This window comes from Rhizobium sp. NZLR1b, from assembly GCF_019685155.1.
GTDB lineage: Bacteria > Pseudomonadota > Alphaproteobacteria > Rhizobiales > Rhizobiaceae > Rhizobium.
The window spans coordinates 163,718-176,018 of sequence record NZ_JABDWC010000007.1 but is presented as its reverse complement, the minus strand read 5'-3'; the positions used below and the strand labels follow the sequence as shown (position 1 = coordinate 176,018).

General features: G+C 61.2%; 12 protein-coding genes. 6 read left to right on the top strand and 6 right to left on the bottom strand.

The window, feature by feature from the left end; translation table 11 throughout:
* Positions 1 to 12 precede the first annotated feature (12 nt).
* On the bottom strand, positions 13 to 273 hold the full coding sequence (locus tag HJB84_RS12995; protein WP_207582896.1) for a hypothetical protein: 261 nt from the start codon (positions 271 to 273) through the stop codon (positions 13 to 15).
* A gap of 146 nt (positions 274 to 419) precedes the next feature.
* Between HJB84_RS12995 and HJB84_RS12990 the strand changes: the two genes are divergently transcribed.
* The 3 genes from HJB84_RS12990 (at position 420) to HJB84_RS12980 (ending at position 3,403) form a co-directional block, all read left to right on the top strand.
* Complete coding sequence (locus HJB84_RS12990; protein ID WP_221116102.1) at positions 420 to 848, top strand: OsmC family protein; 429 nt, start codon at positions 420 to 422, stop codon at positions 846 to 848.
* A 99-nt stretch (positions 849 to 947) separates the two neighbouring features.
* Complete coding sequence (locus HJB84_RS12985) at positions 948 to 2,384, top strand: FAD/NAD(P)-binding protein (protein ID WP_221116101.1); 1,437 nt, start codon at positions 948 to 950, stop codon at positions 2,382 to 2,384.
* Positions 2,385 to 2,497: 113 nt separating this feature from the next.
* Positions 2,498 to 3,403 carry a DMT family transporter gene (locus tag HJB84_RS12980; protein ID WP_221116100.1) on the top strand — a complete coding sequence of 302 codons (906 nt, stop codon included), beginning with the start codon at positions 2,498 to 2,500 and terminating at the stop codon, positions 3,401 to 3,403.
* Between the two features lie 19 nt (positions 3,404 to 3,422).
* Here HJB84_RS12980 and HJB84_RS12975 read toward each other — a convergent pair whose 3' ends face one another.
* From HJB84_RS12975 to HJB84_RS12960, 4 genes are read right to left on the bottom strand one after another with little or no spacing between them, the layout of a single operon-like run.
* Positions 3,423 to 5,042 carry a VOC family protein gene (locus HJB84_RS12975; protein ID WP_221116099.1) on the bottom strand — a complete coding sequence of 540 codons (1,620 nt, stop codon included), beginning with the start codon at positions 5,040 to 5,042 and terminating at the stop codon, positions 3,423 to 3,425.
* Between the two features lie 21 nt (positions 5,043 to 5,063).
* A complete protein-coding gene (locus HJB84_RS12970) occupies positions 5,064 to 6,659 on the bottom strand; it encodes a response regulator (RefSeq protein ID WP_221116098.1) in 1,596 nt (531 codons plus the stop codon).
* Between the two features lie 4 nt (positions 6,660 to 6,663).
* The gene (locus HJB84_RS12965; protein WP_007633372.1) at positions 6,664 to 7,089 is read right to left on the bottom strand and encodes a response regulator; all 426 of its coding nucleotides are present in this window, start codon (positions 7,087 to 7,089) and stop codon (positions 6,664 to 6,666) included.
* Positions 7,076 to 9,217, bottom strand: coding sequence for a PAS domain-containing sensor histidine kinase (locus tag HJB84_RS12960; RefSeq protein ID WP_207582902.1), 2,142 nt, complete (start codon positions 9,215 to 9,217; stop codon positions 7,076 to 7,078). Before HJB84_RS12960 ends, HJB84_RS12965 begins: the two co-directional genes overlap by 14 nt.
* A gap of 194 nt (positions 9,218 to 9,411) precedes the next feature.
* On the opposite strand from HJB84_RS12960, the gene HJB84_RS12955 reads away from it, so the two are divergent.
* The 3 genes from HJB84_RS12955 (at position 9,412) to HJB84_RS12945 (ending at position 11,441) form a co-directional block, all read left to right on the top strand.
* A complete protein-coding gene (locus HJB84_RS12955) occupies positions 9,412 to 9,789 on the top strand; it encodes a response regulator (protein WP_221116097.1) in 378 nt (125 codons plus the stop codon).
* A gap of 479 nt (positions 9,790 to 10,268) precedes the next feature.
* The gene (locus HJB84_RS12950) at positions 10,269 to 10,973 is read left to right on the top strand and encodes a LuxR C-terminal-related transcriptional regulator (RefSeq protein ID WP_207582904.1); all 705 of its coding nucleotides are present in this window, start codon (positions 10,269 to 10,271) and stop codon (positions 10,971 to 10,973) included.
* 30 nt (positions 10,974 to 11,003) lie between these two features.
* A complete protein-coding gene (locus HJB84_RS12945) occupies positions 11,004 to 11,441 on the top strand; it encodes a response regulator (RefSeq protein WP_207582905.1) in 438 nt (145 codons plus the stop codon).
* A 3-nt stretch (positions 11,442 to 11,444) separates the two neighbouring features.
* Here the strand turns inward: HJB84_RS12945 and HJB84_RS12940 are convergent, their stop codons facing one another.
* Positions 11,445 to 12,161: an ATP-binding protein gene (locus tag HJB84_RS12940; protein ID WP_207582906.1), complete on the bottom strand. Its 717-nt coding sequence runs from the start codon at positions 12,159 to 12,161 to the stop codon at positions 11,445 to 11,447.
* Positions 12,162 to 12,301: the final 140 nt, after the last annotated feature.

Below are 12,301 nucleotides of genomic sequence, written 5' to 3'. Positions count from 1 at the left end.
CTGGAATTGCGCCTAGTTCCGATTTGGTTTGCGCCGCTCGTCGAGGGCGATGATCTTCTCCAGCGAAGCGATATCCTCGCTGGTGACGACAGGAACCGGATCGGCAGCGATCGCTTCAAGCACTTCCTTCGAGACGGCGCCGTTGCGGATCGCCCATTCCAGCGTTTCGCGCGTTTCCCGCTCGGCTTTCAGCTGCGCATAGAGCGCAACGATCAGCCGATCGCGCGCGTCCATGCGCCCGCTTTGACGGTCCACGCTACGGACATCAGGCATCGCAATTCACCTTTGTCGCTGATTTCGTTCAGGTGTAATCAACTGATAGGGAATGCAAAGGTTCCGAAACCGCCGGGCGGCCCTTGCCCGTTGCGGCGCCGGGCGGAAATTGCCATCTGCAGACAGTTCGTCAAAAGGATTTCATTATGGTCGATCTCAAGGCCCGTCCCCGCCCGACCGGTGCCACCGCCGTTCTCGGCCGCACGGGTTTTCCGCATGTCACCTCCGCCACCGGGGGTGAGATCGATATCGTCACCTCGCCGTCGCAGCCGGGCTTCAATCCGCTCGATCTGCTCTATGCCTCGCTCTCGGCCTGCCTCGTGCTCAGCGCCCGCATGGCCGCCAGCCAGATGGGTGTTCTCGACAAGATCGGCGAGATCACTGCCGAGGTCACCGGCGAGAAGGCGACGGAAGGTCTTTCGCGTGTTGCCAGGTTCAATATCGCCTTCTCGATCAAGGGCGACATCGACGAGGAAACCCGGCAGAAGATCGTCCATGCAGCCGAGGATGAAATCTGCACGGTGAGCAACACGATCCGCGGCAACCCCGATTTTTCGATGACGATATCGGCATAGATTGAATCTACACAATATTTATAGACAATTGCCGGGGAGGATTGCGCGACCCATGCCCGGCTTCTATGCTTGGGCATCGAAAGCGATGATCCGGCCACCATGCAGTCTAAGCCTTTCCCGAAGTCCGAACGGCCCGTCGTCGCTATCATCGGTGGCGGCGTCTCCGGCGCCGGCGTCGCCTATCACCTCGCCCGGGCGAACTACGGCGAGCCTCCCGTCATCCTGGTCTTCGAGCCGCGCGCCGAACTCGGCCGCGGCCTTGCCTACGACACGGCCGATCCCGCCCACCGCATCAATGTCCCGGCCGCCAAGATGAGCCTGCAGCCCGACGACCAGGGCGAATTCCAGGCCTGGATCGAAGCCCGCGACGCCGTCGCCGGCGACCCTCAGGCCAGACAGCCCGATGGCTCGCTCTTCCCGCGGCGCCGGCTGTTCGGAGATTATGTCGCCTCCCTGCTGAAGCCGCTCGTGAAAGACGGTCGCGTGCGGCATTGCCAGGCGGCGGTGACCGGTGTCGAGCGCCGTGCCGGCCGCTGGACCATCCGCGATGATAAGGGCGGCGTGACCGAGGCCGATATCGTCGCGATCGCCACCAGCCATCCGCCGCCCGCAGCCCCCGGCCGGCTGGCGAGCCGGCTTGCGGCCCATCCCCGTTTCGTCGCCGATACCACGAAGCCGGGCGCGCTCGAGGTGATCCGCCCGCATGACCGGGTACTGGTCATCGGCAACGGCCTGACGGCCGCCGATGTCATCGCCTCGCTTGCTGAGCGCGGACATGACGGTCCGGTGTCCGCGATCTCGCGCCGCGGTCTGCGTTCGCGCGGGCACGCGCCGGTGCCGCAGCCGCTCTTTGGCGACTTCGTCGTGGATGCGGCACATTCTTCCGGCTCGCTGCTGGCAAGGATCCGCGCCGCCATAAAAGCGGCGAAGGCTGAGGGCATTAGTTGGCACGGCGTGATCGATCAGGTGCGGGCGCAGGGACACGATCTCTGGCAGGCGCTGCCGGACACTGAGCGACGCCGTCTCGTCCGCCATCTGCGTCCCTATTGGGATGTGCACCGTTTCCGCATCGCGCCGCAGGTCGAGGCTGTGCTCGACGCCGCGATTGCCGCGGGCCGCCTCGACATCCTGGCCGGTTCGGTCGCGGATGCACGCATCGAAGGCCAACTCATTCTGTGCGCCCTGCAGCCGCGTCATCAGCGCCTGCCGCTGGAGCGGTGCTATGACGCCGTCATCGTCACCACCGGCCCGGCCCATGGCGGCATCCTTGACACCCAGCCTTGGCTTGCAGCCCTTGCGACAAGCGGCCACCTGTCGCTCGATCCGACCGGCCTCGGCCTTGCCTGCACCGAGCGTTCTGAGGCAATCGGCCCGTCGGGAACGGCCGATCCTTCGCTGCTGATCTCCGGCCCGCTGGCGCGGGGTACATTCGGCGAGTTGATGGGCCTGCCGCAGGTGACCGAGCATGCCTTCTTCGTCGCGTCCGAGATCGCCGTCAAGCTGCGGGCAACCTCTAAAAATATCCATCCGCTCTGATTTTCGATCGATCTGTCGCTCCTCGGCTGTCGCCGACGACCGACTTCTGATAGTTCCTCGCGGTATTGTCCCGCCGCCGGGCATCCGGGTGGCTTAGAAGAAGCATCAAGATCATGTCGCAGGCTGCCTCCACCCTTTCCGAAGCCTCGCCTTCCAATCGCCTCGCCCTCGCCGCCCTCATTCTGGGCGGGGCAGCGATCGGCGGCTCGCCGATCTTCGTCCGGCTGTCCGAAGTCGGACCGATGGCCACGGCCTTCTGGCGCGTAGCGCTGGCGCTGATCGCGATCTTCATCGTTTCGCTCATGAAAAAGGATGCAGGCCCGAAGCCGCAGAGCCTTTCCGATTACGGCATGCTGATCCTTCCGGGCGCCATGCTGTCGCTCGACCTCGCCGCCTGGCACCTTTCGCTCACCATGACCTCGGTTGCCAATGCGACGCTGCTGGCCAACCTCGCACCGGTCTTCGTCACGGTGATCGCCTTCGTCTTTTTCGGGGCGAGGATCAGCGGCGTTTTCCTGTTCGGGCTTGCCCTGGCGCTGGCAGGCGTCGTCGTTCTGAAGGGCGGACCGGCAGCCATCGGCAATGGCGATCTCAGCGGCGATGGCATCGCGATGATCGCTGCCTTCTTCTACGCCTGCTACATCCTGGCGATCGGCAGGCTGCGGAGCCGGTTCGATACGATCAGAATCATGCTGTGGAGCACGGCGTCCGCTGCCATTTTCATCTTCCCGATCGGCTTCTTTTACGAAGGTCAGATGCTGCCCGCGACCGTCTATGGCTGGTCGATCCTCTTCGGTCTTGCCTTTATCAGCCACGCCGGCGGACAGGTGGCGATCACCTACGCGCTGGCCTATCTGCCGCTGGCCTTTTCCTCTTTGACGCTGCTGTTGCAGCCGGTCGTCGCGGCAATCCTTGCCTGGGCACTGTTGAACGAGGCAATCGGGACGATGCAGGCGCTCGGCGCTGCCGTCGTGCTCGCCGGCATCATGGTTGCCCGCGCTTCTCGCGTTCAGGTTTAGCCGTTTTCGGAAACGACGCTCAGCGATTCTCCTGCAGCAGCCATTTCTGGATGATCGGCACGTCGGCATCGCCGAGATCGTGGCCGCCGGGAATGACGTCGGAATCGACGGTGGCGCCCGAACTCTTCAGCCGCGCTTCCAACTCGCTGGCATATTTGCCGTAGGCATCGGTCTTGCCGCTGATGACGAGCAGGTCGGTGCCTTTGAGATCGGCATGCGGATAGTCGCTGAGAACCGGCATGGAGCGCAGCAGCACTGCCTTGTGAACCAGGTTCGGGTGCAGGTAGAGCAGCGAATTCAATAGGTTGGCGCCATTGGAATAGCCGACATAGACGACTTTCTGAGGATCGAGCCCGTAGGATTTGACGGCACCCTCGATAAAGGCAGCGAAGGCCTCCGCCTCGGTCTTGATGTCGTTCTGATCGAAGGAGAAGGGGGTAAGGCGCTTGTACCAGCGCGGAAAGCCTTCCTCCGTCGCGCGGCCGCGCACGCCAAGCAGCGTCGCACGCGGTGCCGCCTTGTTCAACAGTGGCATCAGCGTCGTCTCATTGCCGCCGGAGCCGTGCAGCAGCACGAAGACGCTGCCGTCGGGGTCCGGCGGCGTATAGAAGCGATGGACGAATGGCAATTCGCGGTAATTGATGCGCGGTTGGCCGGGCATGGCAAATTGCGGCAGCATGACCTTCAGGTCGTGGAGATTGGTGATCGCTTCGGGCGGCGCGAACAGCTTCGACCCAAGGGCGGCCTGCTGTTCGTCAACGGTCATGCCCGGCTTGTCGGTCGCCAGTTCTATCAGCGTGCCGCCGGGCTCGCGGGCATAAAGCGAGCGGAAATACTTGCGGTCGTGCATGCTGGTCGGCGAGGCGTCGGTCGCCTCGAGTGCCTTGCGGACGGAAAGCACCGTCTCCTCGTCCGCGGCGCGGAAGGCGACGTGATCGACCGTGCCGGTGCCCGGCGCGCCGGACCAGAAGCCACGCGCATCGCGCACGTCGATGACGTCGCCGGATTGCGAAATCAGCCTGTCGATCGTGCCGCGGCTCGCCTGGAAGCGGTAACCGAAATGGCTTTCGAGAAAGCTGCGGCTTTCGGCAGGCTTCTCGGTCAGCATGGTTACCCCGCGCACGCGCTGGACGGCATGTTCGACCGGGATCGATGCGCCGTCCCAGGCAGCCGGCGACACCAGGGTCTTTGCGCCCGCGAGCTTGAGGATGATGTTGTCCGGATCCTTCAGCCGCAGCACAGGCTCGCCGAATTCAGCGGCCGGCCCTTCCGAGCGCAGGCCGAAACTCATGGCTCGCGTCAGCCAGTAGCCGATGCTGGCGGGGTCGATCGACAGTGATATTTCACTGATCTGGCCGAAGCCCGCCCGGCCTGGCGCGCCATCTTCCCAGGCGAGGAAGGTGAGGAGCGAACCCGGCGTTCCTGCCGCGTCGCCGTAGAAGAGATGAAGTTGTGTCGCGTCCTCGTAGCCGGCCGTCTGCTTGACGAGCCGCATGCCGAGAAAACCGACGTAAAAGTCCACGTTCGCCTGCACCTTTCGGGTGACGGCCGTCACGTGATGTATACCTGATACCATCGGAAGCAGTCCTGATTGAAGCGGTGTCGTCAGGAGCGCGAGTATGAGAGCTGCGAAGGTCATACCGTTGCCAATGACCACCGCTTAGTTTTGTTCCGCACAAAGCGCAAGCGAATCGCCGCGCTGCAGCAACTCCAAATGTTCGACATCTTCGAGTGCCTCTTCGAGTTGCTGCAGGGTCGGCGGCTTGACCATATAGGCGCGCGCGCCGAGATTTCTGGCCCGCTGTCGGTCGCTCTCATCGCCTGACGTGCTGAGAATGCAGACGGGAATCTGGTTGAGGCGGATATCGGCGGAAAGCGCACGCAGCACCTCGAAGCCATCCATGATCGGCATGTTGATGTCGAGCAGCATCAGGTCGATTTGCGGCACATCGGCGCTACCGGCGCGTTCTTCGAGCAGCCGCATCGCCTCGCGTCCGTTGGTGGCGACATGCAGGTGGAAATCCACCTTCTCCCGCCGCATCAGCTTGATCTTCAGAAGCTGGATGTCGGCCGGGCTGTCCTCCACTAGCAGCACTTCGGCGAGCCGGCCTGCACCTTCGCCTGGCTGCTCCGCCGGCTTGCTGTTGTGCGGGATGGCCGAAACAGCAGGCGGCGCGGGCCTCGTCTCGGAGAGCGGCACGTCGAGAATGAAGGTGGCGCCCGGCCCATTTTCCGCCTCGCACCAGATCGAGCCGCCGTGCAGCTGTGCGATGCGGCGGCAGATGGCAAGGCCGAGCCCGGTGCCCTCGATGCCGCGGCCGACGAGGCGCTTGAATGGCTGGAAGATCAGTTCGCGATGCTGAGGATCGATGCCCGGCCCGTTGTCACGCACGGTGAGGCGACAGAAATCGCCATGCGCTTCGCCCGAGATCGTGACCTCCGGAACCTTCTGCTCGCAGTAGCGGATGGCGTTCGACACGAGATTCTGCAGCAGCTGGGTCAGCAGCGTCGCATCGCCCATAACCTCCGGCAGCGCCCCGCGGATGATGACGGCGCCGCGGCTTTCGGTCTGCTGGCGCAGATTGTTCTCCACCTGATCGAGCACATCAGAGAGTGAGACCGGCGTCAGCACTGGCCCGCCGGAGGCCTCGAGTCTGGTGAAACCCGACACCTTGACGATCAGATCTTCCATATGGTCGGCGGCGCTGAGCACGTAATCGAGCAGTTCCCGGTCTTCAGCCGGAAGCGCTGCAGAACCGTGCAGGATGCGGCTGAAGGATTTGATCGTCCGGAGCGGCTCCTTCAGATCATGGGCCATGGCGCGCGTGAAGATCTCGAGCGATTGCCGCTTCTGCTCCAGCCGTGCTTCCAGCATGCCGTGCATGATGGCGTTCTGGATGCAGCGATGCAGTGTTTCCGGCGACAGCGAATCCTTCGTCAGATAGTCGCGCGCGCCGCTCTTCATCACCTCGACGGCAACGGTTTCGTTGCCCTGGCCGGTCAGCATGATGACGTTGGCGGCGGGATCGTTCTCCAGGATATCGGCAAGAACGCCGAGCCCATTGCGCCCCGGCAGCGAATAGTCGAGCAGGATGCAGTTCGGCCGTTTCCGGCCGTTCAGCGCAAGGCCCTCCTCACCCGTTTCCGCTTCCAGGACGGAATAGGCGGTACTGGAGACGCGGCCCAATATGCGGCGATACGCCTCGCGATCGTCGATATTGTCGTCGATGATGAGAATGCTGCAGTTTTCCGCCAATCTGTCAGTCCTCGAGCGGCAGGATGGCGATTTCGAACCAGTATTCCTTCAGCCGCTGGATCGCCCCGAAGAGCCCGTCGAGATCGACCGGCTTCTGCACATAGGTATTGGCGCCGAGCGCATAGCAACCTTCGATATCGCGTTCGTCGTCGGAGGTGGTGAGGATCACCACCGGGATCTTGCGCCAGCCGGCGTTCGACTTGATCGCCTCCAGCGTCTTGCGGCCGTCAAGCCCCGGCATGTTGAGATCAAGCAGGATCAGCCCCGGTTTCGGCACCATCGCGCCGAGCATGTCGAGCGCTTCCTGGCCGGAGGCCGCCCAGCGGATCGAGTTGCGCAGGTTGGTGCGTTTGAAGGCGCGCATCGTCGCTTCGAAATCGTCTTCGCTGTCCTCGACGATCAGGATGGGTTGCGTGTCACGCTGCTGCATTCTGCCCCTCGCGCTTTTTTCCTAGAGTAAAATAGAATGTCGTGCCGGCGCCGACCTCGGATTCCAACCAGATATCGCCGTTGTGCCGCGCGATGATCTTGCGGACGAAGGTGAGGCCTGCTCCGGTGCCGTCGTCGGAATCCTGCGACTTTTCCAGCCGTTTGAAAATGCGAAAAATGTCCTCATGGAATTCCTGGGGTATGCCCTTGCCGTTATCCCTGACGAAAAAAACGTTGCGGGCAACGGTACCGTCCTCGCCTACGAACCGATCGAGATAGCCGATCGAAACGAGCGGTGCCGACTTGTCATTGTATTTGATCGCATTGGTGATGAGATTGCGGAACACCTCGGTCAACCGCGGCGCGTCGCAGACCACATCAGGCAACTGGCCGTCGATAATGACCTTGGCATGCCGCTCCTCCAGCAGGAGTTCCATCGTCGCAACGACATCCTTGACGATCAGACCGATATCGGTGCGTTTGACCGCCAGCTGCTGCCGTCCGAGCCGGGAGAAATAAAGCAGGTCGTTGACGAGTTTTTCCATGCGCTGGCTGAGGCGCACCAGCCGGTTCAGTCGGCGCACGCCATCGTCGTCGAGCTTGTCCTCATAGTCTTCGAGGAGAAAACGCGAGTGGTTGTGCAGGCCGCGCAGCGGTTCCTTGAGATCATGCGAGGCAATATAGGCGAATTCGTCGAGGTCGTGGTTGCTGCGCTCGAGTTCGGCCGTATAGGCCTCGAGCTGGGCAAGTGTCGTTTTCATCCGCTCTTCCTGCCGGGAGCGCTCGCTGATGTCACGCACGATGCCGACGAAGATCTTCGTATCGCCGGTGGCGACGGCGCTGATGGAAACGTCGATCGGAAAGACGATGCCGCTGTTGCGCCGTCCAGAGACCATGCGCGTCTTGCCGATGATACGCTCCTCGCCGGTCCGCCGGTAATGGGCGAGATAGCCGTCATGCTCGGAATGGTAGGGTTCGGGCATCAGCATCTTGATATTCCGGCCGATCGTCTCCTGCGGGGAGTAACCAAACATGCTTTCAGCCGCCGGGTTGAAGCTCCTGATCGCTCCACTCTCGTCGATGACGATGACGGCATCGGGCGTGCCGCGAACCAGCGCGCCGAAACGGACCCGCTCGGTTTCGAGGTTGTGATTGTTGCGCATGAAATAAAAGATGAGGATCGCGATCAGCCACAGCGTCGCGGCCGTGATCGTGCGGTTGGCGATCTCCTGCCAGAATGCTGCCTCGTCGTGCTTGACGGCGAAAAAGCCGAGCATCAGCAGCACGGTGCAGGCAAAGGCGAAGAAAAGCGGCGCGTTCCGGTTACCGAACCAGAGCGCCGTCAGCACCAGCGGCACATAGAGAATGCCGTTCGCGACACCGAGCGGCGTATAAAGATCGACGAGAAGGCCGGTGAAGCAAACCGCAGCTGGGATCCAGAGCGGGATCTGCGCTCGGTTTGCCGGCAGCAACCACCAGGAACGGGCGAGAAGCCCCGAGCCGAAGATCACGATGCCGACCGCCGTATGCACCGCCATCGCCGCGTAAGGCCCCCAGCGGTAACCCTGTTCGGCATCGGTGATATAGCTGGCCAGGGCGATCATGCCGAGGGTGATGACGACGTAGCTCGTCAGTTCCTGCACCACCTGGCTTTTCCTCACCGCGTGGAGAGAGAGCAGCAGCGAAAGATTGGCGATCAGGAAGACCAACGCCGTGTTCGGCCCCATGCCGCCGCCGATCTGCGCGATGAAATCGGGCGGGATGACGAAGCGGGCGATCAGCAGGTCGACATTGTGGAAGGTCCGGCCGAGCGTCGCGATTTCGACGAGCCGGGCCGCGGCGATTGCCGCCGCAAACCCTGCCATGATCGTTGCCGCGATCCGAAAACGACGGACAGCCAGCGTCGAGGCGGCAAGTCCCACGCCGGAAAGCACGAAGCAGAGCGCGGTGTTGAAGGCCATCGATGGAAAGCCGGGAACGAGCGAAATGATCACCGTGATCTGCAGCAGCCAACCGGCAACGGCGCTCATTCCGAGCAGGACCATCAGGCCGCCAACCGCAATCGCGAAGCCACGGTAGCGCCACCGCCTCCGTTGGTCCTGCAGGTCCACGTTGGACTTATCCTGCACTCGTCGTGTCCTCCTCGGTTCGCGCGGCCATTTTTTCCGAAATCGAGGAATACTCAATAGGCAGGGGAGGGCGGTGCTGCGCTTTTTGCGAAATGATTTTTCGATAAGATGGATCGAATTTTCGTGAAACCGCGATATCGTGACGTTGAAGGACAGCGAAGTTCATTCGAACAATATCCAAATCATGGTGCTGAATGCCTACCATAATTTACGTCGATGACAGCAGGGATGATCTCTTCTATCTCGACTATATCCGCAGGAAGCAGCAGATAGAGGTTGATCTATTCTGTTTTTCGACCGCCGAGACGGCGCTGGCGGCGCTGGAACAGCGTGCGGCGGAAGGCTGGGCCCTGCCGGAGCTGCTGGTCGCCGATCTCTACATGCCGCTCGACAGCGGCATTGCCTTGGTGAGCACGCTGCGTCGGGACGATCGTTTCAAAGCGATGCGGCTTGCCGTCTGCAGCGGCTCGGATGCTGCCGAGGATCGTGCGCGCTCACTTAAGGCCGGCGCCGATGCCTATCTGGAAAAGCCGCTTGACCTCGCCAGGATTCTTCTCAATCTTGAGATGTAGGAAACGGCGAGCGCCCGGTAACCCATACTCCATTCTTTGTCCAAGCCATATGACGAACCGCAATTGACAAGGTCGAGGACGCATCACAAGATGCAACCGACGCGAAGGAAATGGTACGCAAAATAAGCGTTGAGAGAACCGATCAACCCGCGTTCGCCGCCACGAACATCAGCCAACCCCTTAGCTGAATGGGCCTGTCGGCTCTCTCGCGCTTACGTCTGGCACTGCCTTCTCGCATTCATGGATGTTGAATGCAGGAAGAATACGATACCCAGGTAAGAACTACTGCCCTCAGTAAAATCTGCCCGTGCATCACTTGTCGTTGAGATAATTGATGATTTCCGCCTTAGATATCGAAAGTCCCCGTTTTCGATATTCGTCATCAACCGTCTCGCAATTTTTGTAGCTCTTCGCGTTAAAGACGTATATCCCAAGATTTCGGGATTGGAGGTATTGGCGGGAGGAGAGGAAGAGTGGGAATGAATAATGCCCCGGCAATTCCCTTTCACGCCGGACCGGAACTGAGCCGGGCGATCAATCGCACCGATTTTTTCCGGCTGCTGAAGTCGGCGGCGCAGCACTACAACTTCGATCATTTCGCGCTGGCCCGCATCTCCGAGGCTTCGGCCCCTTTCGCTGAACGCGATGTCGTCATCACCAATGTCGCCGAGCGGCGTGTCGGCCTTTTCATCACGACGTTGAAGGAAGCGCTGGGGACCGTCCGGGCAAAGTCCGCCCAGTTTCTGGCAACCCCGGTTCATGGCAGAAGCGCACAGCCGGAAGACTATCGCTCCGATCTCGTTTTCAACGAGTTCCGGAGTGGCGTCTTTTTGTTCATCCCGCTGTTTACGCCGGAAGGGCGGCGCTATTGCCTCGTGCTCAGCGGCGAGCGCCAGGAGCCGGATCAGAGCGAAGTCGCCGACATGCTTCTCGACGCCATGCGCATTTTCGACAAGCTTTATGAGGAAATCTTGACGCAGGAAATGTCCGGACGGCTGACCCAGCGCGAGCAGGAAATTGTCAAATGGACGAGCGAAGGCAAGACGTCGGCTGAGATCGCCATCATTCTCGGTCTTTCCGAACACACGGTCAATTCGCACATCACCGCGGCCGCACGCAAACTTGACGCTGTCAACCGCGTTCACATGGTGGCGATCGCCTTGAGGAATGGTTTGGTTTCGTGACGGTGGTTTCGGGATTGAGGAAATGAGACGATGATCACCGAAACGGGCCGAAGGAACGCCGTAAAAGTTCTCTTTGTCGACGACGAATTCATCGAATTCCGTGCGCTCAAGAAGAAGATCGCCGATCTCTCCGAGCCGGCCGTCGAGGTTGAATATTCGCCATCGATCGGTGACGCGCTGGAAAAGATCCGCTTGGAGCGTTTCGATCTGATCCTGCTCGACAACCGCCTCCTGCCGAACGCCGATTTCCGCGAAACGGTACCGGAATTGCGCGGCATCGGTTACACCGGCCCGATCGGCGTCGTCTCGACCGATATATCGGGCGGCTATTTCCAGGAATTCCCGAATTACGGCGTCGATTTCCGCATCGGCAAGGATGAAATCGATGCCCAGACGCTGCAGCACATCATCCGCGAATATGTGACCTACGACGTCCCGGATTTTTGGAAGGACGACTACAGTATCTAACGATCAAGCGATGGGAAGGCGGATGACGAAGCGGCTGCCGCTTGCATCCGAATGTTCAAGGCTGATATCGCCGCCAAGCGCTGTTAGAAATTCCCGCGCCGTCGTCAATCCGAGACCGGCGCCCTGGACCGCTCCCTCCTTGGGCAATTTCCAGAACGGCTCGAATATCCGCTCCCGATAAGCCGGATCGATGCCCATCCCATTGTCGGAAATCCGGATCAACCAATCGGTCCCCTCTCGCTCCGCCGCAATGCCCACATGCGGGGGCGCTTCGCTGCGATAGATGAGGGCATTGGTCAGCAGATGCCTCAGCGCCAGGCCGAGCAGGGCAGGGTCGGTGCGGATGGAGGGCAGGCCTTGGCTCTCAAGCGTCGCGTCGTGGGTCGCCGTCTCGTCGGTCAGTTCGCCCCAGACATTTTCGGCCAGCGCCTGCAGATCGACCTCTTCAGGCGTCACCTGAGGTGTTCCGCCGGCAAGGCTCATCAATGCCTTGGTGAGGCGCTGCGCGACTTGCGCCTTTTCCATGATCATCCTGAGGCTCTGAAGCTGTTCGCCGTCCAGCGTCTCCTCGAGATCGTCGAGCAGCAGCTCGGCATACATGGCGATATGACGGAGCGGCGATTGCAGGTCGTGCGAGGCGGTTGCGAGAAAACGCTTGATACGCTCCTCGCTATCGCCGGCAACGTTGGTTTCCTGCGGTCTCGTCGGGTTGGATGACATTGGCGCTTCCCCGATCTTTTGGCGGAGAATTCCGAAACCGGAATCCGGATCTAACTTATTGAAGTTGAGCATGATGCCGAAAACGCTCACATTTTTCGCCATCGCGCTTTGGTCGACAATAGAAAGAGGGCGCCGGTTCT